21 protein-coding genes and 2 pseudogenes are annotated in these 25,944 nt (G+C 73.5%); 14 read left to right on the top strand and 9 right to left on the bottom strand.

The features are described 5' to 3' along the window. Window positions 1-33 precede the first annotated feature (33 nt). The 3 genes from ACWDX6_RS21920 to ACWDX6_RS21910 all read left to right on the top strand — a co-directional run bounded on the left by ACWDX6_RS21920 (window position 34) and on the right by ACWDX6_RS21910 (window position 1,284). Window positions 34-309 carry a hypothetical protein gene (locus tag ACWDX6_RS21920; protein WP_451486564.1) on the top strand — a complete coding sequence of 92 codons (276 nt, stop codon included), beginning with the start codon at window positions 34-36 and terminating at the stop codon, window positions 307-309. Window positions 310-400: 91 nt separating this feature from the next. Next, window positions 401-1,117: a DUF6338 family protein gene (locus ACWDX6_RS21915; RefSeq protein WP_451486563.1), complete on the top strand. Its 717-nt coding sequence runs from the start codon at window positions 401-403 to the stop codon at window positions 1,115-1,117. Next, on the top strand, window positions 1,114-1,284 hold the full coding sequence (locus ACWDX6_RS21910) for a hypothetical protein (RefSeq protein WP_451486562.1): 171 nt from the start codon (window positions 1,114-1,116) through the stop codon (window positions 1,282-1,284). Before ACWDX6_RS21915 ends, ACWDX6_RS21910 begins: the two co-directional genes overlap by 4 nt. Before the next feature lie 12 nt (window positions 1,285-1,296). Here the strand turns inward: ACWDX6_RS21910 and ACWDX6_RS21905 are convergent, their stop codons facing one another. The 3 genes from ACWDX6_RS21905 to ACWDX6_RS21895 all read right to left on the bottom strand — a co-directional run bounded on the left by ACWDX6_RS21905 (window position 1,297) and on the right by ACWDX6_RS21895 (window position 13,645). Next, complete coding sequence (locus ACWDX6_RS21905) at window positions 1,297-6,255, bottom strand: CHAT domain-containing protein (RefSeq protein WP_451486561.1); 4,959 nt, start codon at window positions 6,253-6,255, stop codon at window positions 1,297-1,299. A 55-nt stretch (window positions 6,256-6,310) separates the two neighbouring features. Then, complete coding sequence (locus ACWDX6_RS21900; protein ID WP_451486560.1) at window positions 6,311-9,961, bottom strand: right-handed parallel beta-helix repeat-containing protein; 3,651 nt, start codon at window positions 9,959-9,961, stop codon at window positions 6,311-6,313. Between the two features lie 129 nt (window positions 9,962-10,090). Continuing rightward, window positions 10,091-13,645 (bottom strand): LamG-like jellyroll fold domain-containing protein, encoded by a 3,555-nt coding sequence (locus ACWDX6_RS21895; protein ID WP_451486559.1) that lies wholly within the window; start codon window positions 13,643-13,645, stop codon window positions 10,091-10,093. A 234-nt stretch (window positions 13,646-13,879) separates the two neighbouring features. Here ACWDX6_RS21895 and ACWDX6_RS21890 point away from each other — a divergent pair, with 234 nt between their 5' ends. The 3 genes and pseudogenes from ACWDX6_RS21890 to ACWDX6_RS21880 form a co-directional block, all read left to right on the top strand. Further along, window positions 13,880-14,296, top strand: a complete 417-nt coding sequence (locus tag ACWDX6_RS21890; protein WP_451486558.1) for a CBS domain-containing protein — start codon at window positions 13,880-13,882, stop codon at window positions 14,294-14,296. A 182-nt stretch (window positions 14,297-14,478) separates the two neighbouring features. Beyond that, window positions 14,479-14,667, top strand: a pseudogene (locus ACWDX6_RS21885) (hypothetical protein); the annotation flags it as partial. A 57-nt stretch (window positions 14,668-14,724) separates the two neighbouring features. After that, window positions 14,725-15,126, top strand: a pseudogene (locus tag ACWDX6_RS21880) (catalase-related domain-containing protein); the annotation flags it as partial. 83 nt (window positions 15,127-15,209) lie between these two features. Here ACWDX6_RS21880 and ACWDX6_RS21875 read toward each other — a convergent pair. Then, window positions 15,210-15,413 (bottom strand): cold-shock protein, encoded by a 204-nt coding sequence (locus ACWDX6_RS21875; RefSeq protein ID WP_356889295.1) that lies wholly within the window; start codon window positions 15,411-15,413, stop codon window positions 15,210-15,212. 675 nt (window positions 15,414-16,088) lie between these two features. Then, window positions 16,089-16,853, bottom strand: a complete 765-nt coding sequence (locus tag ACWDX6_RS21870; protein WP_451486557.1) for a TetR/AcrR family transcriptional regulator — start codon at window positions 16,851-16,853, stop codon at window positions 16,089-16,091. Window positions 16,854-17,000: 147 nt separating this feature from the next. Here ACWDX6_RS21870 and ACWDX6_RS21865 point away from each other — a divergent pair, with 147 nt between their 5' ends. After that, window positions 17,001-18,632, top strand: a complete 1,632-nt coding sequence (locus ACWDX6_RS21865) for an amidohydrolase (RefSeq protein ID WP_451486556.1) — start codon at window positions 17,001-17,003, stop codon at window positions 18,630-18,632. 72 nt (window positions 18,633-18,704) lie between these two features. Here the strand turns inward: ACWDX6_RS21865 and ACWDX6_RS21860 are convergent, their stop codons facing one another. Next, a complete protein-coding gene (locus ACWDX6_RS21860) occupies window positions 18,705-19,265 on the bottom strand; it encodes a hemerythrin domain-containing protein (RefSeq protein ID WP_451486555.1) in 561 nt (186 codons plus the stop codon). 243 nt (window positions 19,266-19,508) lie between these two features. Here ACWDX6_RS21860 and ACWDX6_RS21855 point away from each other — a divergent pair, with 243 nt between their 5' ends. The 5 genes from ACWDX6_RS21855 (at window position 19,509) to ACWDX6_RS21835 (ending at window position 21,954) form a co-directional block, all read left to right on the top strand. Continuing rightward, complete coding sequence (locus tag ACWDX6_RS21855) at window positions 19,509-20,036, top strand: hypothetical protein (protein ID WP_451486554.1); 528 nt, start codon at window positions 19,509-19,511, stop codon at window positions 20,034-20,036. Window positions 20,037-20,130: 94 nt separating this feature from the next. Further along, complete coding sequence (locus ACWDX6_RS21850; protein ID WP_403294197.1) at window positions 20,131-20,370, top strand: DUF6213 family protein; 240 nt, start codon at window positions 20,131-20,133, stop codon at window positions 20,368-20,370. Window positions 20,371-20,502: 132 nt separating this feature from the next. After that, window positions 20,503-20,787, top strand: coding sequence for an isoamylase early set domain-containing protein (locus ACWDX6_RS21845; protein ID WP_403294196.1), 285 nt, complete (start codon window positions 20,503-20,505; stop codon window positions 20,785-20,787). 154 nt (window positions 20,788-20,941) lie between these two features. Beyond that, on the top strand, window positions 20,942-21,688 hold the full coding sequence (locus ACWDX6_RS21840; RefSeq protein ID WP_451486611.1) for a VOC family protein: 747 nt from the start codon (window positions 20,942-20,944) through the stop codon (window positions 21,686-21,688). 65 nt (window positions 21,689-21,753) lie between these two features. Beyond that, a complete protein-coding gene (locus tag ACWDX6_RS21835) occupies window positions 21,754-21,954 on the top strand; it encodes a DUF5988 family protein (RefSeq protein ID WP_451486553.1) in 201 nt (66 codons plus the stop codon). Between the two features lie 36 nt (window positions 21,955-21,990). On the opposite strand, the gene ACWDX6_RS21830 is transcribed toward ACWDX6_RS21835, so the two are convergent. From ACWDX6_RS21830 to ACWDX6_RS21820, 3 genes are all read right to left on the bottom strand, one after another. Further along, window positions 21,991-22,404 carry an STAS domain-containing protein gene (locus ACWDX6_RS21830; protein WP_451486552.1) on the bottom strand — a complete coding sequence of 138 codons (414 nt, stop codon included), beginning with the start codon at window positions 22,402-22,404 and terminating at the stop codon, window positions 21,991-21,993. Between the two features lie 106 nt (window positions 22,405-22,510). Next, window positions 22,511-23,839 (bottom strand): UDP-glucose dehydrogenase family protein, encoded by a 1,329-nt coding sequence (locus ACWDX6_RS21825; RefSeq protein WP_451486551.1) that lies wholly within the window; start codon window positions 23,837-23,839, stop codon window positions 22,511-22,513. Window positions 23,840-23,955: 116 nt separating this feature from the next. Beyond that, window positions 23,956-24,411: a DUF6098 family protein gene (locus tag ACWDX6_RS21820; RefSeq protein WP_451486610.1), complete on the bottom strand. Its 456-nt coding sequence runs from the start codon at window positions 24,409-24,411 to the stop codon at window positions 23,956-23,958. 247 nt (window positions 24,412-24,658) lie between these two features. Between ACWDX6_RS21820 and ACWDX6_RS21815 the strand changes: the two genes are divergently transcribed. Both ACWDX6_RS21815 and ACWDX6_RS21810 read left to right on the top strand, forming a co-directional pair. Beyond that, on the top strand, window positions 24,659-25,216 hold the full coding sequence (locus ACWDX6_RS21815) for a hypothetical protein (protein ID WP_451486550.1): 558 nt from the start codon (window positions 24,659-24,661) through the stop codon (window positions 25,214-25,216). Between the two features lie 94 nt (window positions 25,217-25,310). After that, entirely contained in the window at window positions 25,311-25,865 is a 555-nt protein-coding gene (locus ACWDX6_RS21810; protein ID WP_451486549.1) for a hypothetical protein, read from the top strand. The last annotated feature ends 79 nt before the right edge of the window (window positions 25,866-25,944 follow it).

Raw genomic sequence — 25,944 nt, 5'->3', positions numbered from 1 at the left:
ATCAGCCACACCCTCGACAACGGCATCCTGCGTGTGAGGATCCACCAGAACCTCGACGTCACGAACCGTGCGGCCGCCGCGCTGCAGATCGAAGCCCTCGTCCACGCCCATCGCCCCGCCGAGGTGAGCGTGGAACTGCCCGCGAGCGACCCGTCCCCGGCGACGCTGAGCGCCGTCGCCCGCGCCCGCCGCATGTGCCAGAGCATCGGCGTGCCCTTCGGTCTGAGCGGCCCCGGCGCTCCCCTGGCCGATCGCGACGCGGGGCAGGCACCCCAGCGGCTCGAGTTCGGCGCCCGCCGCGACCACTGACCCCGTACGGGGGTGAGTGGCCGGCTGGGAGGACCGCAACGTACCGTGTGGTCCGGGGCGTTGGCGACGGGCGGGCCGGGGAAGGGGAGCCATGGTTCCGGGGACGGTGCAGCAGCTGGCCATTCTGCTGATCCTGGTGCTGCCCGGCGTCTTCTACCAGGCCGTGCGCGAGCATCTGCGCGGGGCCGTCGCCGCTGAGCAGGAGCCGCAGAACCGGCTGGTGCGCGCGATCGCGGCGGGTGCGCTGCTCGACGCCGTGTACGCGGTGGCCGCGGGGCCGTGGCTGGTCGACCTGCTCGTGGGCGACGGAGCCGGTCCGCTCGCGGGGGCGTCGGCGCGGCCTCGGGAGGCGGGGCTCGCCGCGCTGCTCCTGGTGGTCCTGGTGCCGGCCGGCATCGCGTGGGCGGAGGCCGCGTGGGGCAGGCGCCGCGGCCGGGCACGGTACGAGCCGACGCCCACGGCCTGGGACGCGCTCTTCCGTGACCGGGGGTCCTGTTTCGTACGGGCCCGGATGAAGAACGGCCTGTGGGTGGGCGGTTGGCTGGGAACCCGGTCGGCCGTGTCGGCCTTTCCCCAGCAGGGGGACGTCTATCTGCAGGCCCAGTACCGCATGGGGCCCGACGGCAGGTTCCTCGGGCGGGTGCCGGGGACCGGTGGCGTGTATCTGCGGGCCGCCGACGTCGACGTACTGGAGTTGCTGGACCCGCCGGCAACGGTGCCCGCACCGGCCCAGGCCCCTCCGGCTCACGTACCGCCACCGGTTCCGCAGGGTGGTTCCGCGGACACGGGAGGAAGGAGAACAGGGTGACGCCGTACGAACACGGGCCCAGTGACGAGGAGTTGGAGGCGCTGCTGGAGGAGTTCTCCGAGCGCCGCACCTATCGGCCCACCGATGAGGTCCCCGAGCCCGAGGACGTGCCGCAGGCGCCCTCGGGCACAGCGATGGGCGACACCGCGGATCCGGCGGCCGGCTGAGCCGCCCAGGCGTCAGGGGCCGGTGTGGATGTGCGCGGCCCAGAGGTGCGGTGCGTGGGCGAAGCGGGCCCGCAGGGCGCGGACCGGAGCGTGCAGGGCCATGGCCGGGTCGAGGGGGCGGTCCCGCGCGAGGTCGTCGGCGAGAGCGGTGTAGAACCGCTCGGTCACGCGGGTGGCCACCTTGTCGGCGACGGGCCAGAGGGTGCTGATCACATGCGGGTAGCCGGCCAGCTGGAACGAGGACGCCAGATGCACCGACTCGTCGGGCAGCAGCAGCCCGCCCTGGGCCGTGGAGCACGCCGAGAGGACGGCGAGGACCGCCTCGTCGGGGCGTTGCGCGGCGGCGTCGAGCGCGGTGAGCCGTCCGTCGTGGAGGATCAGGCCGCTCTCGGACGGCTCGATCGGGTCGCTGACGCCGTGGCAGCTGAAGTGGACCCAGGGGTGGGCGGGCAGTTCACGGCGCACGGCGTCGACGGTGGCCGCGGCGCCGGCCAGTTCCACCGCCCCGGGAAACAGCTCGCGCAGCAGTCGCGCTTCGTGGGAAGCGCCCGGCAGCGGGTTCGCGCCCGGGGTCTCGGCGAGGGTGACGACCAGCGGGGCGGGGTGCCGCGTGGCGGCGGTGGCGGGTGCGCGGCGGGCGCGGACCAGGGCACGCAGGGTGGGTGTGTACGAGGAGACGACGCGGTCCATGACGTTCTCGGCGGAGCCGGGGCGCATCCGGCCTGCGGCGTGCAGCGGCAGGAAGGACAGCCATCCGGTGGGGCACCACCACAACCGGGTCCAGGGCTCGTCGTCGATCGGCGTCGTGCGCAGGCCCAGCCGGTCGAGGACCGGCTCGGCGACGGCGTCCCACAGCCATTCCAGCGTGTCGGAGAGCGCCCGCATCGCGACGAGGGCCTGGGGGGCGGCCGTGGCCTCGTAGGCGTCGTCGACGGCGACGAGGAAGTCCGCGGCGCGGTTCACGGCTTCGGCCGGGGTGAGGGCGGGCAGGGGTACGACCTCGATGCCCCCGTCCGCGGTGACGACGAGCGCGTCGGAGCGGTACTGGCTGACGTTGACCACGACGACGGGGCCCGCGGCGGCCGCGGTGAGCAGTTCGGGCACCGGCGGCGGGCTCAGGAAGCGTTCCAGGCCCGGGATGCGGCGGATCCGGTCGAGCAGGTCGTCCCAGGTGCGGGCGAGTGCGTGCCGTGACTCGGCGGGCAGCGCGGCGTCGTCCTCGGCGTGCCGGCGGTCGGGGGCGGTGAGGTCGGTGCGGATGCCCGCGGGTCGTGGCGGGGGCACGCTCAGGGCGTCGCGGACCCGCTCGAACTCGTCGGCCAGGGCGGGGTCGGCCGCACGCAGCCGGGAGAGGTCGCCGCGGGCCTCCAGGCCCTGGGCGAGCAGCACTCCGCGGCCCTGTTCGAGGAGGGTGAGGGCGGCCACCGGGTCGTTCACCCGCAGGGCGAGCGCGGCGGCGTCGGAGGCGAGGCCCGCGCCGGCGCCGAGCCGGTCCTCCTGGTCGGTGCGGGCGAGGCTGCGCGGGGCGAGCCGGGGCAGCAGGCCGACGGCGTAGGTGTGGCCCGTGAGCGCCTCGGCGTTCCGGCCCGAGGCGGCCGCCGTGTCGCCCCAGACCCGCGCGGCGAGCAGCCGGACGGCGACCGGTGAGACGGGGTTGTGCGCGGCCTGCCTGGCCAGCCGGGTGGCCTCGGCCAGGTCGGCCTGTTCGCCGATCAGGGTGCGCCGCAGCTGGGTTCGTGCGAGGAGCCACTGGGTGCGGGCCTGGTCGGCGTGGCCGTCGGGGACGCGGGCGAGCGCCTCCCGGGCGGCGCTCACGGCCCGGTCGAGGGCGGAGCGGGCGGCGGGGCCGGTCTCGTCGTCGGCCAGTTCGGCGGTGATCACGCAGGTGGCGGCGAGGTTCATCAGGGCGACGGTACGGCGGGGGTGGTCGTCGTCGAGGCCCGCGACGGCGTCCTCCAGGACGTCGCGGGCCTCGGCGAGTGCGGCGGGGTCCGCGTCCTGGGCCAGGGCTTGGGCGGGCGTGGCGAGGCTGTGCAGGAGGACGCCGAGGTTGACGCGGGCGAGGTCCCGGCCGTCCCGGACGCCGTGCTCGAGGGAGATGGCCTCCCGCAGCAGGCCGGCGGCTTCGTCGGCGTCGGCCTGTTCCCCCGTGTACTCGTACCGGACGCGGAGCGCCTCGGCGAGGTTGGTCAGCACCACGGCGCGCTCGAAGGAGGTCGGTGGGCTCTCGTCGACGGCGCGGCGCAGCACGGTCACGCCCTCGGCGAGCCAGGTGCGGTCACCGGTGATCCGGACGCGTGTCATCAGTGCGGAGCCCAGGTTCGTGAGCACACCGCCGAGTGCGGTGTGCCGGGCGGGCACGGTGGCGGCCGCCTCGCGCAGCATGCCGATCGCGGCGTCCATGAGGGTGTCGTCGGCGGTGTCGACGGCGCGGCCCCACAGGGCGTATCCGTGGTCGGTGAGGACGACGGTACGTTCCCCGGGGGTGCGGGCGGCCGCGAGTGCCTCGCGGTAGTGCCTGAACGCCTCGTCGCGCAGCGACTCGTCGTGGGTGTGGCGGAAGCGTTCCACGAGGACGTTGGCGAGGCCGACCAGGGCGGGGAGCCTGCCCCCGCCCTGATCACCGGTGGGGTGCTCGGTGGCGTTCCCTGCCGCGGCGACGGCCTGCCGGTGCCAGTGGACGGCCTCTTCGACCGGAGCGGCGTCTCCGGTGAAGCGGGCGAGCGAGCGCAGCGCGTTGCCGAGGCGGGCGAAGTTGCGGGATCTGCCGGCGCCGGGGGTGCGGGCTGCCTCGCGCAGCACCTCGACGGCCTCCTCCACCAGCCGGGGGTCGGAGCGGAACTGGGCGAGCTGCTGGAGCGCGTCCCCCAGGTTGCCGAGGCGGTGGGGACGGTGATGGTCGCCCGGTGCTGTCACCCCGACGGCGTCCCGGTGTGCCTGGACCCCCTCGGCGAGCAGCTCCTCGTCGCCGGTCAGCGAGGCCAGGCCGATGAGGGCGGCGCCGAGGTTGGAGCGGTGCGTGGCCTCCTCGGCTCGGCTGCCGGGGGGCGTGCACGCCACGGCCTCGCGCAGCAGGCGTACCGCCTCGGCGTAGGCGGCCGGGTCGCCGGCTTCGGCGGCGTGTTCCAGGTGGAGGCAGCCGTAGTCGGAGAGGTACTCCGAGCGCCGTGGGTCGCCGGGTTCCAGCAGGGTGAGTGCCTGCCGGGCGAGGGAGAGCCCCTCTTCCCGGTCGCGCCCGTCTTCCCGGTCGCGCCCCTGCTCCCGGTCGCGCCGGGCGTCGGGGTCGTGGTCCGGGCCGGCGGCCTCCGGCTTCGCCGCGGGCCGGTCCGTGCGGCGGGCGAGCGCCATGCCGAGGGCGAACCGTATTGCGGCTTCGTGGGAGCCTCCCGAGTCGGGCAGCGCCAGGCAGTCCCTGAAGATGCGGACCGCCTCGTCGGCGGCCTCGGCGGCCGCCTCTCCCGTGCCCTGCCCCATGGCGTCGAGGGCCCTGGCCAGCTTCACCAGGACACCGACCCGGTCCCTGGAGTGTGCCGGGGTGTCGTCGGCGAGGCGCCGCAGCAGGGCGACGGACTCGGAGAGGGCGTCGGGCCCGCCGACGGCACCGGCGCGCAGCCGCAACAGGTCGGCCAGGTCCACGCCGCGGGCCACCCGCTGCGGTTCGTCGGGGCCGGTGGCGTCCCACGCCTCGCGGGCGCTGGCGATCGCGGCTTCGAGGTCGTCGAGACCGCCCCGGGCGATGTACCGGGAGCGCAGTACCTCGCCCATGATGTGCAGCGCCCGGACGTGCGCGGGATGCCCGGGCGGTACGGCCGCCAGGGCGTCGCGCGCGGCGTCGTGGGCGGCGTCGAGGACGTCGGGGTTTCCGGTGCGCAGGATGCGGGCGTTGAGGACGAGGGCGAGGTTGGTGAGGTACAGGGCGCGTTCGACGGGGTTGGGTGCCGAGTCGGCCGCGCGTCGGCAGAGGTCGATGCCTTCGTCGAAGAGGGCGCCGCGGTCGGTGCCGTCGGAGGGTTCTTCCGGGGTGGTTCCGGGCGCGAGGGAGAGGATGACGAGCGCGGTCCCCAGGTCCGCGAGGTGACCTGCGGGTGGCGGCCCGCCGTTCGGCTCGGCCGCCAGGGCCTGGCGCAGGACCCGTACGGCCTCGGGCAGGAGCGTGGTGTCCTCGAGCCACACCGCCGCCGTGACCAGCGCGGCGCCGAGCTGGGCGAGGTGGAGGCCGTGGTGGAGGTCGCCCGGTTCGCTGATCCGCATCGTGTGCCGCAGCTCGGCCACGCTCTCCCGGGCCGCGACCGGGTCCGCCGTCGCCTCCGCCCAGTGCCGGAGGACGAACCCCAGGTTGCCGTGGCGGCGCGCCTGTTCGGCCCGTTCGCCGGGTGCGGCGGCCACCGCGGCGCGGCTGTGTTCCACGGCCTCCGCCAGTACGGCATGGCCGGCGCCGTCCCGGAACGCGTAGAGGTACGCCAGGCCGAGGTCGGACAGGCAGGTGCCCTGTTCGGCGCTGCCGGGCGGGAAGCCCTGGGCGGCGTGGCGCAGCAGGGCGGCGGCGAAGGGCAGCGCCCCGGGATGGCGGCGCTGCTGGTAGAGGGCGAGGATCGCGGCGCCCGCCTGGTAGGCGTCGGCGGGATCGGTGTCCGCTCCGGCGGGTTCGCCCGCGAGGACGGCAAGGAGCGGAACGAGGACGGGCGGTACGCTCGCGGGATCGGCCTGGTAGACGTCGAGGAAGCAGAGCATGGCCGAGCCGAGCGCCACCATATCCGTGCCCTCGTCGGCGAGATACCGGCACCAGTCGTAGTACCCGATCGCGTGGACGCCGGCGAGCAGGACGTTCCCGTCCGGCAGCTGGGCGTCGCGACGCACGTCGTCGGCGGCCGCCGCGGCCTCGCCGGTCAGGAACCAGCGCAGCGCCTCGGGATCGTCGTCCACCCGCCTGACGCGGTCCAGAATGATGTGCGCCGTGTCCTCGACCGTCACGTCCCTGAGTCCTTTCCCGTTCCCCACCGCTGCCTCGTGCTGCCGCGAACTCGGCCTATGCGCCGGGGATGTCGTCGGCGAGCAGCAGGACGAGTTCCTCGCGTGTCGGCTGTTCGTGTCCGGCGAGCCGTCCGGCCTGGCTCTCGATCATCGCCTCGAACAGAGTGCGCGCGTCCCGCCCGTTGGCGGTGTCGCCGCGTCGGGCGCGCCGTTCGAAGCGTTCCGTGAGCAGCGCCCCGACCTCGGGAGCGAGGCGGTATTCCAGGGCCTCCGCCTGGAGTTCGGCGATGCGTGTCAGCTCCTCGGGCTCGTACGCGACGAATTCGATGGTGCGGGAGAAGCGCGAGCGCAGGCCGGGGGTGGAGTTGAGGAAGGTACGCATCTCCTCGGTGTATCCCGCCGCGATGACCACGACGTCGTCGCGGTGGTCCTCCATCAGTTTGGTGAGGACGTCGATGGCCTCCTGTCCGAAGTCGGCTCCGGAGCCGAAGGTACGGGCCAGGCTGTAGGCCTCGTCGATGAAGAGGACTCCACCGCGGGCCCGTTCGAAGACGCGCTGGGTCTTCTGGGCGGTGTGTCCGAGGTACTCGCCGACGAGGTCGCCGCGGGCCACTTCGACGAGGTGTCCCTTCTTCAGCGTGCCGAGAGCGGCGAGGATCTGTCCGTACAGCCGGGCCACGGTCGTCTTGCCCGTCCCGGGTGGGCCGGAGAAGACCAGGTGGTGGGCGACGGGCGGGACGGGGAGTCCGGCCGCCTTCCGCCACTTCGCGAGCCGGATCAGGTCGACCTGCACGTCGACCTGGCGTTTGGCCGCGTCGAGGCCGACCATGCGGTGCAGCGCGGTGAGAGGAGCGGCCTCGGGCGGGCGCGGGGCCGGGCCGGCGGTGTCGGCGCCCGTGGCATCGGCGCCGGTGGTGTCCGCGCCGCCGGTGCGGACGTCGTCGAAGCGGACGCGGTCGCTCGTCCCGGCGATCGCCTCGCCCCGGAACCCGGTCACCTCGCAGTCCTCGAAACGGCCGAGGACCGAGGCGCCGAGGCGGATGCCGTCGCCCTGGCCGCCACGCAGCACGGCGTGCGCCACCGACACCCGGCTGTTGTCGCTCACGATGACGCCGCAGCCGCCGGAGTCGGTGACGGTGAGCCGGTCGACGTCCACGTGCGCGGTCGACACGGCGAGCAGACCGGCCTCGCCGGGGGCCGTCACCACGCACTCCCGCGCCGAGAGGTACGTGTCGTCGCGGCAGTTGAAGCCGAACAGCGACGTCCGCTCGATGGTGCACCGCTCGACCGTGAGCCGCGCCGTGCCCTCCATGGCGACGCCCGCGTGGGTGACGTCGGTGAGCGTCGCGTCGGTGAGCGTGACGTTGACCGACGCGCCACGGGCGAGCAGCCCGGTGGCGCAGCCCCGCAGGTGTACGTCGCTCAGTTCGACGGCGGACTCGTCACGGATCAGCACCGCGCTCGACGTGTGGTCGCTGATCCGCAGGCCGGTGAACCGGCCTTGCGCCTTGTGGACGACGACCCCCAGGCGCCCGTCCAGGAGCCGGCAGTCGTCCACGACCGGCGCGCCGCCGTCCGTGACGCTGATGCCGGTGTCGCCGATCGCCTCCCAGGTGCAGTCCGTGAGCCGCCCGAGGCCCTGTTCCCCCACGCTGACGCCGGTGACACGGCAGTGGTCGAACCGGCTGCCGCGTACGGTCGGATCGGCGCCGCGGGCGATGTACATGCCGTGTTTGGCGCCGGAGACGGTGGTGTCCTCGATGGTGCCGCGCGCCTGGTCGACGAAGGAGAGGGCGGTCGAGTGGATGTCGCGGGCGACGCAGCGCGCCATGCGGACCTCGGCGTGCTGGGACGCGAAGACGGCGTGGCTGCCGGTGCCGTTCAGCCGGCAGTCCTCGATGGTGGCGGTGGAACCGGTGACGCTGATGCCGCAGCCGCGGGCGTCGGCCACCTCGCAGTCGGCGAAGTCGGCGTGGGCGCCCTGGGTGAGGACGACCGCGTCGCCCTTGGCGGCCAGGAACTTCGTGCGGCGTACCGTGGCGCGTGCTCCCGGGAGCGCGGTGCGGCCGACCCGGATCTCGCACTCCTCGATCGTCAACTCGGCCTGGGGCAGCGCCTGTACGGCGTACTCCCCCAGCCCTTCGACGCGGCAGCCGGTCAGACGGAGCCGGCCGCCGGCGCGCACGGCGGCGGAGGAGCGGTTGACGATCGTCAGGCCGGTGAGGGTGACGTGTCCGGCGCAGTCGACGGTCACCTCCTCGGTCGCCTCGATCACCACGGTGCCCTGCCCCTCCGCCGCGCGGAGTTCGACGGTGCCGGGCAGCGTGAGGGGCTGGGGATAGCGGCCGGGTGCGATCAGCACCCGTAAGGGGCGGGCTCCGGCGTCGACACGGAGGGCCGAGGCGATGGTGCGGTGGGCGCCGGGCGTGGTGGGCGAGACGTGGAGGGTGAGGGGTTCGCCGGTGGCGGGCGGGGGAGGCACGCGGCCGCCGGCCGAGTCCGCGGTCGCGGCGCCGTCGGTGCCGGCGGCCGCCCCGGTCGCTGTCCGCCCGCCGGAACCGGCGTCGGGTCCGACTCGGCGCAGTACGGCGGTCAACTGGGCGGGGTGGACGTCGAGTCCGCTCCCGTACGCCTGGGAGCGCAGCGGCATGATCTCGACGAGCCGCCGGTCGGCCTGGACGGGGAAGGAGCGGTGCGGGAGAGGAGAGGGTGGGGAAGCGCCCGGAGCGAGCCGCGCGAGGACGGCGGGGGTCGGGCTCGCGGTGGAGCCGCGCCGGGCGAGACCAGGGCCGGTGGTCACCTCGCTCACCTCGCCCCAGGTCAGAGCGCGTTCGGTCGGGCCGACCCCGATGCGTATCCCCTCCCGGTCCACCCGCAGCAGGCACGGGTCGGTGAGGCGGCGGGTGAGCCGGCCCAGACCCGTCACCGCGACGGCCAGTCCAGCCGTGGCGGCGGCGATCGTCTGCGGGAAGGCGATGCCCTGCCCGCCGGCCGCCGCGCCCGTGGCGCACAGCACGGCGAGGGCCACGAGCGGCCGTGTCCGCAGCACCAGGGAGGCGTACCAGGGCAGCAGCTGTCCGGGGACGGTGACCCCGCCCGACCGGTCGAGGGGCAGCGCGGCGTTTCCGTGCCAACGGCCGCCAGCGTGCGGCGCGAACAGCTCACCGAGGCGCGCGGGGGTCAGCGACAACGCCCGCGGGTCGAACTCGACGGCCTGCCAGGGCGCCGACCACTTCGGTGTCCCCCGTGGCGCCAGGCCCGCCGGGGAACCGGCACGCGGCCGGACCATGAGCCTCCCCCGGAACGCGGCGGGGCCGCCCACGGCGGGCGTCCCCTCGGGCGGCGGCCCGGTGCGCGGATCGGGCACCAGGAAGACTCCGTCCACCTCGTCCCAGGCGAGCCGGACGCGCCGCCGCCCCTTGCGGAGTTCGAGGCCGTCGGGAGCCACGGCGAGCCCCACCGTCACCACGGCCCGGGTCAGGAGCCGTACCAGCGCCACCGCCCACACCGCCGCGCCGAGGCCGAGGACGGTCCTCTGCACGAGTGTGGCGTCGGAGGCGGCCGCCCCGAAGGCGCACAGCGCCAGCCCGACGGCGGCCGGCACCGCGAGGAGGAGCGGTTCTCCGCGCGCCTCCCCCGTCGTACGGACACGGACGACCTCCGGTGACGCTCCGTCACGGACGTCGGAATCAAGTGCCTGCGCCATCACACCCCCGTCGGCATGCCCCCTGCATGTCCGCTCAACGTAACCCGGCGTCGCCGCCGCCCGCGAGCGGTTCGCCCGACGCGCCGGCTCGGTGTCGGTCTCGCCGTCTCGCGGGCGGGCGAGCCGTGTTCACATGCGGGCGTAACCTCCCTTCGGTGTCAGGGTGTCGAAGGGCAGTCGTACGACGACGGCCGTGTCCGCGGGGAAGGAGTCGGCCGCCGATCGCAGCGTCGTCAGCTCCGTGTCCGACAGGGCACGGCGGGCCAGGAAGAAGTCGTCCATCGCGCCCTGGAGCCGGTCGGTGGCGGTTCCGCCGGGGCGGGCGCCCAGTTGGAAGCCCCGGACCGAGAAGCTGTCGCCGTAGGTCACCGAGCCGGCCGGAGCGGTGGCGGTGGCTCCGGCGCTCGTGCCGCCGTCGGCCACCGGGCCGTCGACCGACAGGGTCAGCGTGCCGGCCTGGCGGCGCAGGACGACGTGCCGCCAGGTGTCGTCGGCGAACACCGTCCCGAGGGGGGCTTTCACCTCCACCGTGGTCGTCGCGGTGTCCGTCTGGAGCAGGGCGATGACCTTGTTCTGCGCGGGCACGGCGCGGATCCACAGCTGCCGTTCCGCGGAACCCACTCCGTACGCCCAGGCCAGCACGGGAGTGTCGTTGTCCGCGGCGGTGTAGCGCACCCAGGTGGCGAGCGTGAAGTCGCTCCCGCCGAGGGCCTTGGCGTCGCCGTACGGGAGTTCCACGGCGTCGTCGGTGCCGTCGAAGGCCATGCCGCGGCCGGACACGCCGGTCGGGCTGAGGGCCGCGCCGCCGTGTACGTAGGCGTGGCCGCAGTGGCGCGAGGCGTCGGGGGTGGCCCGGGTGGTCGCGTCGACGGCGGGCCTCATGACGAGGTGCTCCTCGGTGTTGCCGCCCTCCATGGACCACCACAGGGAGGGGTTCTTCGGCGGGCTCCAGCCCTGCGGGGCGGTGTCGAGGATGTCGGCCACCTCGGCCTCGCTCAGCGCCCGCTTGTAGTAACGGACGTCGTCCAGCCTGCCGGTGAGGACGTCCGACCCGTCGGGCTTCGAGCCGACCCTGAGCCCCTGGGGCGCGGCGATCCCGTCCGTGAAGGAGCCGGTGGAGCCGGTCGCCGTCACCACATGGGCGCCGGGCGCGCCGGGGACGATGCCGTCCACGCCCACCGTGAAACGGTCGCCGCCGCGGGTCACGGTGAGCAGATGCCAGGCGTCGTCGCCGAACGCGACGCGGTCCTCCCGGGGGTCCGGGAGGTCCACCGCGATCGAGCCCTCGGTGGTCTCCGCCCGTGCCACCAGCCGGTCTCCGGAGGGCCTGGCCCGGACCCACAGGGACGGAGCGCCGGAGGTGGATCCGTACGCCCACATCAGTGCGGCGTCCTTGGTGTCCGTGGTGGCGGCGTAGCGGAACCAGAGGGAGAAGGTGAAGTCGCCGGCGCCGTTGTCCACGGCGGGTACGTAGGGCACTTCCACGCCCGGCAGGGTGGGGGACACGCCGAGCGCGCCCTTGCCCACGCGCCCGGGGACCAGCACGGTGCCCGCCTCCGTGCCGGCTGTCCCCAGCACGGTTCCGTCGGCGCAGTGGCCGGACACGTCGTCCTGGATGCGTGTGGTGGTCAGGGGCGCGGTGTCGGCGGTGTCGACGACCTGGAAGGGAAGGTGCGCGGCCAGCCTGTCCGCGGCGACCTCGCTCGCGCGCGGGCCGCGCAGCAGCTCCCGCTGTTCCTCGCTGAGGGCGGTGCGGTGGAGCCGGAACTCGTCGATGGTGCCCGTGAAGCCGTCATAGGGCTTTCCGGGTTCGTCCTCGACCGGCTTGTCCCCGATCCGGATGCCGAGCCCCGTGACGTTGTTCTCGCGGGGGCCGGCGAGTGCGCCGGCGACCTTGCCCTCCTGAGGCGCCGCGGCTCCGCCGTCCACCTGGAGGGTGACGGTCTCTGCGGTGCGCACCAGTGTCAGGTGGTGCCACCGGCCGTCACCGTACGCGGGCTTGGCGGGGTCCGGGCCGGTGAGCGCGGCCCGCGCCGTCCCGTTCGCGCCCTGGACCCAGGCCAGGATCCGGTTCTGTCCGGGCTGCGCCCTGACCCAGACCTGGGGTGCCCCGGAGCCCTCCCCGTACGCCCAGAACAGTGCCTGCTGCGGCGTGGCGGAGGTCGCCTCGTACCGGAAGAAGAGGGAGTAGGTGACGTCTCCCGTGCCCGGATCCAGGGACGGGGTGGCGGGGAGGTCGGCGTGGCCGGTGACTCCGTCGAGCTGAAGCCCCTGGCCGAAATGCACCGGCGCGGGGGTGGCGGGCAGGACGGCTCCGGCACCGAGGGTGGCGCCGGTACCGAGGTAGGCGTCGTTGGCCTCGGGCGTCACGTCGGGTGTCGTGCGCCCGGGGGCGGGTGACGGCTGCGGAAGGGCGGAGCCCTTCGATGTGACGCTCGCCGGGAGGCCGAGCTCCCCGGCGGTGAAGCGGTTGAAGTAGATGTGCTGGGCGGAGAAGACGGTGCCGCCCTCGTAGACGAGGCCGAACTCGCCCTTGGCCAGTTCGGCCATGTCGGAGTATCCGGCCCGGTCGGCGAGGACCTTGCTCACCTGGCCGCCAGGAGCGTCGATCCAGGTCGCGCCCTTGTCGAGGGAGTAGCGGATCCTCATGCCCTGGCGCAGGGTCTCGTGCGACGGAGTGGACATGAGCAGGAGGTCACCGGGCGTCTGCCGGTAGGTCCGGCGCGGGGCCAGGAGGGACACCTGGACGTCCGGGCCCTTCCAGTTCTCGGTCGGTGCGAAGACCGGGACGGTGGCGCCGTCGTCGGTGCTGACGGTGTGCATCCGGTGACCCGCGACGTCGTACGGGCTGCGCGCGCTGAGGTGGACGTCACCGCCGGGGAGTTCGGCGACGACCGGCTCGCCGGGTTTGAACATCGGGTCCTCGGGCCGGGTGCCCGGCGGCGGGTCCGCCAGGTCCTTGGCCCTGAGGAAGGAGTTGACCGTCCTGCTCGCCGTCCAGGTGTCGCCGTGGTCGTCGCTGTAGAGGACGCCGGCCCGCTGGTCCTCCGCGCCCGGCGTGCCGCTGACCGTCTCGTACGCGCCGACGATCAGTCGTCCGGCGTGCGGGCCGTCGTGGAGCTGGATGCCGTGCGAGGGCCCGGTGCCGAACCAGCCCTTGCCCGACTCCGTCAGTCGGGGCGCGGGCTGTGGCGGCCCGAACGTGATGCCGTCGTCGGTGCTCCGCTGGAACCACGACTTGCGCACGTCTCCGGGCGTCGCCTTCTCGGAGTTGGAGAAGAGGAAGACGTCGCCGTCCCGGTCGGCGACGGGTGAGGGGTTGCCGCGTACGTAAGGGGCCTCGGGGTCGGTCTCGCTGCCGGAGGACACCACCCGGATCGGGCTCCAGGTGCGCCCGTCGTTCGTGGAGCGGCGCATGACGATGTCGATGGGTCCGCGGTCCGCGCACGAGGGAGAGGTCCGTCCCTCGGCGAAGGCCAGGAGCGCACCGGTCCCGGTCGTGACCAGGGTGGGGATGCGGAAGCAGCCGTAGCCGGCGGTGCCGGAGCGGAAGAGGACCTGCTGGGTGCCGAGGGCGGCGCTGCTGGAGAGCTCCGTGCCGCTGGCCGCCGCGGGGGACGCGGCGGCCAGGCCGGCAAGGGAGGCGAGGGAGAGCAGCGCCGCCAGAAGTCTTGTCCGGTTCATGATCGTGACGCTAACCCACCGTCAGGATTCTCAGGCGGACAGGACCTGGGGCACGGTTGGGTGCTTGGGCCGCGTGGTGGAGTCCGGGCGAGCGTCGCCCTGCCGTGAGGGGCCAGGGGACGTACCGTCGTACCGGAATCGCCTGAAATTGGGCGCTGCGGTCGCGTTCAGGTCGGGCGCGACCGGGAAGGCGCGCAAACAGAACCTGATCGACCCACTCAGAGTGAGGCAGGTATGACTACGGCACGCGAGATCATGACCGAGGGCGCCGAGTGCGTGAACGAGCGGGAGACGGTCCTCGACGCCGCCCGCAAGATGACCGAGCTGGGGGTCGGCGCTCTGCCGATCTGCGGCGAGGACAAGCGGCTCAAGGGGATGCTCACCGACCGCGACATCGTGGTGAAGGTGCTCGGTGCGGGCAAGGACCCCGCCACCTGTACGGCGGGCGAGCTCGCCCAGGGCGAGGCGGTCACCATCGGCGCGGACGACGACAGCGCCGAGATCTTCCGCACCATGGCCGAGCACAAGGTACGCCGGCTTCCGGTGATCGACGGGCACGACCTCGTCGGCATCGTCGCGCAGGCCGACGTCGCCCGCGCCCTTCCCGACCCGCAGGTCGGAGACCTTCTCCAGGCGCTGTCCACGGACTGATCGCCGGCGCCACGGGCGGGCGATCCGGGCCCGGCCCGTTCCCGGGGGCGACCCCCCTCCAGGGGTCGCCCCCGCCCTCGGCCGCGAACAGCCCGGGCCCGGCGCACGCGCGCCTCGCCCTTTTCGCGCGCGTCTCCCCCGTTTCGGGCGCGCCGCCTCCGCGGTCTTCCCGCGCCTCTCCCGTGGTTTTCACCCTCGTACGGCCCAACCCGGCCAGGCGAGGGGCGAGGACCCCGCCCGCTCCGCGCGCAGAGCGGCTCGTACCTGACCACCGCCCAGGAGGCGAGGCTGTACGACTCGGACCACTCCCTCAAGCAGGCGCGCGCGGTCCGGTGCTCCTCCAGGACCCTCACCCGCGGGAGAAGATCACCCACTTCGACCATGATGAGCCGATCCCGGAACGGGTGGTGCGCGCGGGGCGCGGGTGCGACGGAGGCTGCCCGTTCCTGGCGGGGGCGGACAGCGGCGCGTACATCGAGACGCCGGTCCCCGTGCCGTCCTCGGGCAAGCGGCGCGAGGCGCCGGAGTCGTTCTCGGACCATTTCAGCCGGCCCGGGCTCTTCTGGCTGAGCATGACGCCGACGGAGCGCGAGCACATCATCGCGGCGTACACCTTCGAGTTGAACAAGTGCTACGAACAGGCCATCAAGGAACGGGCGCTGACGGTGCTGGCCCCTATCGACCCGGTGCTGTGCGAAGGGGTCGCGACCGGGCTCGGGCTTCCCGTGCCGCCCGCCACGGTGCCGCTCGCGGCGGCGGAGCCCAGCCCCGCGTTCTCCCAGGTGGGACGGACGTGGCCACTGAGCGGGCGCGTCATCGGCATCGTCACGGCCGCGTCGATCTGAGGTCCGTCCGGGTCCCCAGAGCGTCGGCTTCGGGGACCCTGCCGCGTCGCGGCGGGACGGACGAGGAATCAGGCGACCGTGATGTTCTCGGCCTGCGGGCCCTTCTGGCCCTGGGTCACGTCGAAGGTGACGGCCTGGCCTTCCTGAAGCTCACGGAAGCCCGTGGAGTTGATGTTGGAGTAGTGTGCGAAGACGTCCGGGCCGCCGCCGTCCTGGGCGATGAAGCCGAAGCCCTTCTCCGAGTTGAACCACTTCACGGTTCCGCTGGCCATGGGTGTTGCCTCTCCATTCGATGTCGGGACCGCACCGCGCGGACCCGGAGGTGATCGCCCTGGTCCTCAGGCACTGCACGGCAAAGCGCCCGCACCGAAGCACGGGCGCCGGGTTTGCGAACCACGACATCTGAGGACGACGCTACACCGCGGAACCGCTTGTTGCCAGAGAGCAACGGTTTCGTCGTGGACGTCGTTTCCTTCGCCCTGGGCGTGTCGGCGGCGCCGTTCGCCCACGTCGAAGGCTGGTCCAGGACCTTCTCCAGGCCGTTGTGCCGAGCGGTCCCGTCTCACCGATGTCCAGTCCGCCGTCCGGCTGAACGGTCTGGCGCGGCGCCCCCGCGGCGGGGGCGATGTCGACGTGGACGCCGCTCCCGCGCAGGGTGGCATCGTCGACGGCGGAGTACCGCCAGACGAGGACGCTGCGCGCCGATTCCCCCGGGTGGCAGCGTCACGGGGTGCGGTCCCGGGTCGTCGAGGCTCGTGATCGGTTCCGGTCCCTTCAGGACGGTCACGTCCATGGGCCGGCCCTCGACGTCCCGTACCCGTACGTCGGGGGAGCCGGGGTCCACCTCGCGGTCGATCTCGGCGGCGAGGCCGCAGCCCGAGGTGAGGGCGGCGAGCGCCGCCAGGAGGAGCGTGCGCCGTACGGGTATGCCGGTCATGCCGTGATCGTCACAGGCGTTGGTCGCCGCTCCGGCCCGCCGGGGACCCGTCCGTGCCGGCCGGGTCCGGTGCGGGCGCGCGGGCCGCGATGGCGTCGAGGATCAGGTCGAGGGCGAAGCCGAAGTTGGCGTCGTCCTCGACCGAGGCCAGGTAGGGGGCGGCCGCCGCGATGTGGGGGTGGGTGGCGGCGGGCACGGCGGCGTACGCGCCGGTCCAGGCGGACTCGTCGGCGTTCCGCGCGCGGGGGTCGAGCGTGGCGTAGGTGGCGTCCATGCACGACCAGCCGAGCACGAAGTCGACCAGGGCGCGGTAGTGGCGTACCGCCTGGTCGGGCGGGAAGCCGGCGTCGGCGAGCGCGGCGAGGATCGTCTCGATCACCCGCATCTCGGCGGGCCGTCGGGTGATGCGGACGGTGGCCAGTACGGCGGCGCGGGGGTGGGCGAGATAGACCTCGCGGGTGCGGAGGAACAGCGTCCGCAGGGTCTGCCGCCAGTCTTCGGAGGGCTCGAAGCCCTCGATGCTCTCTTCGAGCAGATGGTCCGCCACCGCGAGCAGCAGATCGTCCTTGTTGCGGAAGTGACGGTAGAGGGCGGTCGGGTCGGCGCCGAGGCGGGCGCCGATCCGCCGGAACGTCAGGGCGTCGGCGCCTTCGGCGTCCAGGAGCCGGAGGCAGGCCTCGACGATCAGACGGGGGCTGAGAGAGGGCCTCGGACGGCGCGAGGAGGCGGCTTCGCCCTTGGTGGTCGCGGTCTGCTTCCCCGTACGTGACGCCACTGCGCGCTCCCCTCGCTCCGGAGGGCTCCATTGTGCCGCCCGCCCGGAGTGAACGATGTTGTCAACGCTGTTGACTTCACTGGCGCCCGGCTGCCACGCTGCCGCCACGCCGCCCCGTCGCCACGTCCTTTCCAGGAGGACCCCCTGATGAGCCACGCGGATCTCGTCCTCACCTCAGGCTCCGTGATCACCATGGACCCCGCGCACACCGGCGCGACGGCCCTGGCCGTGACCGGGGAACGGATCACGGCGGTCGGCGGCGAGGAGGTGCGCGAGCTGATCGGGCCGGACACGCGGGTGGTCGATCTGGCGGGGCGCGCGTTGCTGCCCGGCTTCCAGGACGCGCATGTGCACGCCGTGTTCGGCGGGCTCGAACTGGGAGCCTGCGACCTGACGGGAACGACGGACGTGGCCGAGTACCGGCGCCGGATCGCGGCCTACGCCGCCGCCCACCCCGAGCGTCCGTGGATCACCGGAGGCGGCTGGTCGATGGAGAGCTTCCCCGGCGGCATGCCGACCCGGCACCTGCTCGACGACCTGGTGCCCGACCGGCCCGTCCTGCTGGCCAACCGGGACCACCACGGCGCCTGGGCGAACACCCGCGCGCTGGAACTGGCCGGGGTGACCGCCTCGACCCCCGACCCCGCCGACGGGCGCATCGAGCGCGAGGCCGACGGGACCCCTTCGGGGATGCTCCAGGAGGGCGCCGTCGAACTCGTCGGCCGGGCAGCTCCGCGGCCCACGGAGGAGGACCTGGTGGACGGGCTGCTGCGCGCCCAGCGGTTGCTGCACTCGTACGGGATCACGGCCTGGCAGGACGCCCTGCTCGGCGCGTACGGAGGCCACCCGGACGTCTCCCCCGCCTATCACGCGGCGGCCCGGCGCGGACTGCTCACCGCCCGGGTGAACGGCTCCCTGTGGTGGGACCGGGACGCGGGCGCCGCGCAGATCCCCCAGCTCGTCGAGCGCCGCGAGACGCTGCGGTCCGGCCGGTTCAGGGCGGACACCGTCAAGATCATGCAGGACGGCATCGCGGAGAACCACACGGCCGCCATGTCCGCGCCCTACAAGGACTCCTGCGGCTGCGCGACCTCCAACGCCGGCCTCAGTTTCGTCGACCCCGTGGCGCTGCGCGGCTACGTGACCGAGCTCGACGCGCTGGACTTCCAGGTCCACTTCCACGCACTGGGCGACCGGGCCGTGCGCGAGGCCCTGGACGCGGTCGAGGCCGCCCGGAGTGCCAACGGGCCTCGCGGAAACCGGCATCATCTCGCCCATCTCCAGGTCGTGCACCCGGCCGACGTGCCGCGCTTCGCGGAGCTCGGGGCGGTCGCCAACCTGCAGCCGCTGTGGGCGGCCCACGAGCCGCAGCTGGACGAGCTGACCACGCCCTTCCTGGGCGGCGAACTCGCCGGCTGGCAGTACCCCTTCGGCGACCTGCACCGCGCGGGCGCCGCGCTGGCGGCCGGGAGCGACTGGCCCGTCAGCTCCGCCGACCCCCTGGAAGGCATCCACGTCGCGGTCAACCGGATCCTGCCCGACTCCGACATGCCGCCCTTCCTGCCCCGGCAGCGGCTCGGCCTGACCACCGCCCTCACCGCCTACACGGCGGGCTCCGCGTACCTGAACCGGCTCGACGACACCGGCGTGCTGCGGCCCGGCAACCTCGCGGACCTGGTCGTCCTCGACCGCGATCCGTACACGGTGGAACCGTCGGCCCTCGCCTCCCTGCGCGTGGAGGCGACGTACGTCGGCGGGGAGCTCGTCTTCGGCGCGTGAGAGGAACCCGGCGACGGGAGCGAGAGGAGGGGCCCGGCGGACGGTGTCCGCCGGGCCCCTCCTCTCGCTGTCTCAGCCCTTGCCGCGGCCGCTGATCGCGTCGCGCAGACGGTCGACCATGCCGACGCCGGGGGCGAGCAGCTTGTTGGCCGGCGGGGTGTCGGGGGCGGAGGGGTGGGGGCGGGTCGGCGCCATCTTCTTGGCCTGACGGACCTTGTCGCCGAGTTCGTTCAGCATCTCGGGGGAGCACGCCTGCCGCAGCTGGGGGAAGAGGTTGTTCTCCTCGTCCGCCACGTGTGCCCGGATCTCGTTCATGAGCTTGATGATCAGCTCGTCGAACCGCGGATCGTCGGCGTCGCAGCCCTCCAGATCCTTCATCGTCCGCTCGGCGGCGGCGTGGTCCTGGAGTTCCTTGTCGGCGATGTCGGAGCCTTGGGGAAGGTGCTCGCGGACGGCCGGGTAGAGGTAGGACTCCTCCGCGACGGAATGCCGGACCAATTCCATGGTGGCCTGGTCGGCGTAGTGCTTTCTGCGCGGGTCGCCCGAGGGAAGTTCCTCGATATTGGTGAACAGCTCCTCGACCTCTTCGTGGTCGGTGGTCAGCTCTGCGATGACGTCGCCGCCGTGTCCCATGCGTTTCTCCTTTTCGCGTTCTGTCCGTGGGATTCCCAATGAAACGCGGTCGGCAAGTGGGGGCGCGTATTACGCCTCATTCAGCGTGTCGCCCGTCGCTCATTCAGCGTGTCACCGCCGCAGGACGATCACGGGTGGCACAGTCGCGCCGTTTCTCGCGTGACCTGCGCCATTTCAGGACGGGAGTCGGGCCGGTTATGGTGCAGGCGTTTCCGCTCCCCGATCCGTCCGGATGGTCAGCCCGTGCCCGCAGATTCCCTTCTGTCGCCGCTCATAGCGGCGACGACGCAGTGGCTCAACCGCGCCTATCCGTCCGGCCCGGGGGCGTTGCAGCGCGGGCTGGCCGAGGCGCAGGCCCGGCAGGCGGTGACCGTGGCGGCCTGGCTTCGCTACCCGACGGACCTGGACATGGAGCTGGTCGCCCTGTCCGGCCCCGGGGGCACCTCCCGCCTGGACTGGATCACCGGGGCGGACGGCACCCGGCCGGAGGAGACGGACGCCTGGCGCACGTGGGTCGACGAGGTGGTGGCCAGCTGGGCGGCGTGCTTGCTGGGCTCGCCCGCCCTGGCCTGTGCGGCGGCGGAAGCCGTCCGCACGGAGCGCGGGGAGGCAGCGCCCATCGCCTTCCGCCGCCTGACCGAGCCGGGCGAGCGGGACCGCCGGGCGGCCGGTCTGCTGCGCCATCCCGACTTCCTCGCGCCGATAGCCGACCTGCACCGCGGGCAGCTGCTCAACCGCCTCCAGGCGGCCGGGAGCACCCTCCCGGCCTGAGCCGGTGTTCGAGATTTGCCGGTGCATCGGGTTTGGTACGCGATCTGTCGGCAACGCTCCCCTGAGACACCAGCGCACCACGGGAGGCGGTTTCATGATCCAGATGTCCATACCGCTGGTTCCCACCGCCGACGGGGGTCTGCTCATTCCGGCCGGTCACGTCACCGCCCTGTTGCGCGGCCTCGCCGCCGACTGGGTGCGGTCGGGCAGCTCCGGAGAGATGCGCGGTGACGAACAGACCATCCGCGACCTGGCGGCCGTGCTGACCGAGCTCGCCGATCAGGTCGACGTGGAATGCATCGGGTTCGCGTCGGAGAAGGACGACGGGGCCTGAGCGGCCCCGCCGGGCGGCCGCGCCGTCCGTCGCTCCCCCGCCCGAGTGGCCTCTCCGCCGTGTCGGCACGCGGGCGGCCCACCCCGGTACGAGGATGTGCCCCACGCCTTCCGACTGGCAGGAGCCCATCCCATGCTCGAACGCAAGCGCCGCAAGGGCGGCAAGCCGCACACCGAGGTCACCTTCGTCCTGCCGGCGGACACGCCGCCCGGGCCGGTCAGCGTCGTCGGTGACTTCAACGGCTGGAGGCCCGGCACGCACCTGCTCCAACCGCGCAAGGACGGCACCCGGGCCGTCACGGTCACCCTGCCGGGGGAGAGCACGCACGCCTTCCGTTACCTGGCCGCGGGCGACTACTGGTTCAACGACGAGGGGGCCGACGCGCTGGAAGGGCCGAACAGCCTCGTACGTACCTGAGCCGCTCGGGACCCCTCCCGAGCCGCGCGCGCCCTGTCGGCGCGCTGCCGCGAGTACCGTGGGAGGGGTTCACGGGTCCTGTGAGGCGGATGAGGTGGCTGTCGTGTCGACTTCGAGTCACGAGACGTTCGGGGCACCGTGCTGGGTCAGCCTCATGACCCCCGACCTCGGAGCCACCCAGGACTTCTACCGCGCCGTTCTGGGGTGGGAGTTCCGCGCCGCCCACCTCGGGGACGGGTTCTCCATCGGCTTCAGCGACGGCGTCCCGGTCGCCGGCATCGGCGCGCTGGCGCCGACGCTCTCGATCCCCGTGGCCTGGACCCCCTACTTCGCCGTCGAGGACGCCGACGCCACGGCCGCGCGCATCCTCGAACGCAGCGGGACCGTGGCCGTCGGCCCCCTCTCCTTCGGCACCGGCCGCGCGGCGCTCGCCGCCGACCGCGAGGGGGCCACCTTCGGGATCTGGCAGGGCAGCGCCATCCCCGACTGGGGCATGGGTGACGAAGCCGCTCCGGCCTGGCTCGAACTCCGTACCAGGGACGCCTTCGACGCCGCCATCTTCTACGGCGAGGTCCTTGAATGGGCCTGTGACCAGCCCGGCTGCTGCGAGGTCACGTACGTGGAGAAGGACAACCACATCCTGCTGCGCCACGGACGGCAGACGGTGGCCCGGCTGCACAGCGGGGCCCTGGCGGAGGCCCCCGATCCGCGCGTCCGTCCCCGCTGGCACGTCCACTTCCGGGTTCCCGACATCGAGACCGCCGTCAAGACGGCCCAGGGCCTCGGCGGCCGGACCCTCTCCGACAGCCCGGTCGATCCGCTGACCCGCGGCGTCACGCTGCGCGACCCCGACGGCGCGCTGTTCGGTCTCGCCACCGCCGCGGGGCCGGTGCCCGCCTGAGCTGACGGGCCCCCGCACGCCGCGCCCGACATGCGGGGCGCGCGGTGGGTGGGAAGACTGAGGACATGGCGAACAAGGCAGCGCTGGAGGGCGGCCCGGACGATCTGCCGGAGCGCATCGTCACCCTCACCGCCCCGGCAGAGGACCTCAAGATCCCCCACCGCGGCGGCTACGAGCACTTCAGGGCGACGGCGCGGCGCCAGGACAGCCCCGAGGGGCAGCTACCGGTCTACGAGTGGTGGGAACGCACCGAGATCGCGGAGTGACGGCTGAGCGGTGCGGGATCCGATGGGACGCCGCGGCTACCGGCATGCCGTGCCGAGGTCGGGCGCGAGGTCGAGGACCTGTTCGACCCCCGTGAGCCGGAAGAGCCTGCGCAGGGGGTGCGGCAGGGGGCCGGCCAGGACGAGGCGCTTCTGCTGGTAGTGGGCGGCGACCAGCAGATGCAGGAACGTGGAGTCCCCGAAGTCGACCCGCGACAGGTCGAGGACCGTGCGGGCGTCTCCGGCGGCGCGGCAGTCCGCGAGCGCCTGCCGCAGACAGCTCACGGTGTCGATGTCGAACTCACCCGACGCCCGCAGTACACAGACGCCGGGGACCACTCCGGCCGAGCGGATGACCCGGGCCCTGCCGCTGGGCTCGGTGTACGTGCGGCGGCCGGTCAGGGTGACCAGGCGCCGGTCGGCGTGCTGAGGTGGCTTGTGCGGTGTGCTCATGGCGGCCTCGCCGGAGGAGGGGAGCCACTCGACGGCTACGCCTCGATTCTGCCACTCCGCGGGGCCGTCGTCCCCTCGTCGCCTCTCCCCCACCGGGTCGTCGGCGTCAGCCGACGGTCTCCGTGGGGGCGTGCTCCGTCGTGGGGCGGCGGTTCCCGATCCCCCGGTAGACGACCGGGACGCGGTGCATCAGGACGGGCGGCAGGCAGTTCTTGGCGTCGACCACGACCCGGGGCTCCGCCATCCGCGAGGCGAGGTCGTCCCAGTCGGCTTCGACGACCTGGGGCCACTCGGTGAGCACGAGGGCGGCGTGGGCGCCGGCGACGGCCGCGCGCAGGGCGGTGTGCGGTTCCGCCCGGGGCGAGAGGTGCCGCAGTTCGTCCGGGGTGAGTCCGGGGTCCCAGAGCCGGACGGCGGCGCCGTGCTCCTGGAGCAGGGGCAGGAGGGTACGGCTGGGAGCGGCCCTGAGGTCGTCGCTCCAGGGCTCGTACCGGACGCCCAGGACCGCGACCTCCACCCCGCTCAGATCCCCGCCGACGCTCTCCTTGAGCAGCCGCAGGATGGCACCCGGCTGCTGGACGTTGGTCTGGACGGTGGCGTCCAGGAGGGGCGTCGGGATGCCGCGCTCCGCTGCCCAGCGGGAGAGCGCGGTGGTGTCCTTGGGCAGGCAGGAGTCGCCGTAGCCGGTTCCGGGCTGGAGCAGGGCGTGGCCGATGCGCGGGTCGAGGCCGACGCCCTGGATGACGTGGTCGATGTTGATGTCGGGTCCGGTGCACAGCCGGGCCAGCTCGTTGGCGAAACTGATCTTGGTGGCGAGGAAGGCGTTGCTCGCGTACTTGATCATTTCGGCGCCGGCGGGCGTGGAGGTCACCCAGGGGCAGGTCACCGACCGGTAGAGCTCGCGCAGCCGGTCGAGAGCGGCCGGGTGGTGCGCCCCGGCGACGATCCGCGCCGGGGACTGCCAGTCGTCGAGGGCGCTGCCCTGATTGAGGAACTCGGGGTTGCAGACGAACCGTTGGCGCAGCTCCGGGTACTCGCCGAGCAGCATGTCGCTGGTGCCGGGCGGCACGGTCGACTTGAGCACCACCAGCGGCGCCCCCGCCAGTTCGGCGGCCTCGCCGACCGCTGTCAGGACCTGGGAGAGGTTCGCCGTGCCGTCGGCGGCGGGCGGGGTACCGACGCAGATCAGCACCGCGTCGAGCGGGTCGGCGACGACCGCGTCGGGGAGGTCCTCGACGAAGTCGAGCCGGCCGGTGCGCAGCACCGCCGTCATCTGCTCGACGAGCCCGGGCTCGACGACCGGGGGCTCACCGGAGCGCAGGCACGCGAGCCGCTCCGCGTCCTGTTCCACTCCGAAGACCCGGTGCCCCTGCTGTGCCAAGGCGACGGCACCCGTCACCCCTACGTAGCCCTGACCCACCACCGCTGCCCGCATCGTCGCTCCCTCGGGGCTCGCCCAATCGTTCTCCTCCCACGAGAGCACGAACGGTGACGGAGCGGCCTGTTTTGATGGCCCTCCGTGGTACGGGAGCGGTGCGGGCGGGCCTCGTCTCAGTGCGCCCCGGGATGGCGGCGCATCGGGCCCCACGCGCCGTTCTGGCCGTTCACGACGGCCTCGGCCTCCTTGATGACGGCGTCGGCCACCCAGCCGATCGGTGCCACGTCACGCACCAGCGGCTCGTTGTCCGGTCCCCGCCCCGCCTCGGTGCCCCGCAGCAGCCAGGGGCGGACGCCGGGGCCGCGTTCGCGGGGCAGGTGGGAGTAGTCGTGGAGGCGGCGCGCCGCCCACAGGCGGAGCGGTCTGTCCTCCCACCACGGCTCGGCGTCGAGCGGGTTGGCGGAGAGCCCGGGGAGTTCGAGGCCCGTGAGCCCGTCGCGGCTGCCCTTCTGCACGAGGTCGACGGCCGGGCCTCGGGACCACCTGATGTACAGCCCGCTGCGGGCGGAGAGGAAACCGGCGAGCTCGTCCAGCGATCCGATGACGGGCAGGTCGGGCGCGGCGGTCAGGTCGTCGGGGTCGTTCATGGACGGCGGCTACCCGTGCCCGCCCGGCGTACGCGTGGCGTCGGGAGGTCCGCCGTCGGGCGGTCCGGCGCGGGGCTGTCGCGGCCGCCGTCCCGGGAGCTGACGGGCGTCCCGTCCCCGTTCCGGCCCGCGCCCGAGGTTGGCGTACGATATCCCGTTTCGTCCGGTCCCGAACGGGCAGCAGCGCCGCTGACAGACGCACCCGGAATCGACCGAGGGGGCGGCCCCGATGTCAACAGGGACGCTACTCGCCATCATCATTCCCGCCGTGGTGGTGATCGCTCTGATCGCCGTGGCGCTGGTGGCCGCACGGCGACGCCGCCGCCTCCAGGACCGCTTCGGGCCGGAGTACGAACGGACCGTCGAGGACGCCGGCAGCCGCAGGGACGCCGAGCGCGATCTCGCCGAGCGCGAGAAGCGCCACGACTCGCTCGAGCTGCGGCCCCTGTCGGGCAGCGAACGGGACAGGTACGCGCGGGAGTGGAACGGCGTGCAGGAGGAGTTCGTCGACCGCCCGCAGGAAGCGGTGCACGACGCCGACCGGCTCGTGACCGCGCTCATGAAGGCGCGCGGGTACCCCACCGAGGACTTCGACCAGCAGGTGCGGGACCTCTCCGTCGAACACGGCCGCACGCTGGAGCACTACCGGGCGGCCCACGAGATCAACGCGCTCAGCACCCGTCAGCAGGCCACCACCGAGCAGCTGCGCGGGGCGATGGTGCACTACCGGGCGCTGTTCGACGAGTTGCTCGCCGAGGGCCACCGGTCCGACTCCGCCGGCGCCTGATCCGTCCGCGGAAGCGGACGGCCGGGGGCGGACGACGGAGGACGGACCTACGAGGCGGCGCCATCACGAAGCGACGTCATGACGAGGAGACGTCATGCAGCACAACGACATGCCGGACCGGGCCGACGAGAGCGGCCTGACGACCGAGGACATCGCCGGCTTCGGTGACCCGGAGGCGGCAGGCGCCGGGCAGGGACCCGAAGCGCCCGCGTACCCGGGCGAGGCGGCACGAACCACCGACGAGACGACGGCGGACGAGACCCTGGGCGGGCCCTCTGGCGAGACGGTGGGCGAGAGCCCGGACGTGCCCTCCGGCGAGACCACCGACACCGCCGACGTGACCACTGCCGAGACCGCTGGGGGAACATCCGACGAAGACGTTCCGGAACTGCTGCCGGCGCAGGACGTGGACGCGTTCCGCTCCCGCTGGCAGGAGATCCAGAACGAGTTCGTGGACGACCCGCGCGAGGCCGTCCATTCGGCCGACGGCCTCGTCGCGGACGTCATGCGGACGCTGGCCGAGACCTTCGCCGACCACAAGAAGGGCCTGGAAGGCCAGTGGAACCAGGGCGAGCAGGTCGACACGGAGAGGTTGCGGATGGCCCTGCGGCAGTACCGGTCGTTCTTCAACCGGCTCCTGACGAAATAGGCGAAGGACAGGAGAAGGGGCCGGGGCACCGCCATCGGTACGGGGGCTGCCGGCGCGGATACCGGCACGGAGACGGAAG

This window comes from Streptomyces sp. NPDC003027 (genome assembly GCF_053591435.1).
The sequence above is the reverse complement of the archived record's forward strand: the minus strand, read 5'-3'. Positions and strand labels throughout refer to the sequence as shown.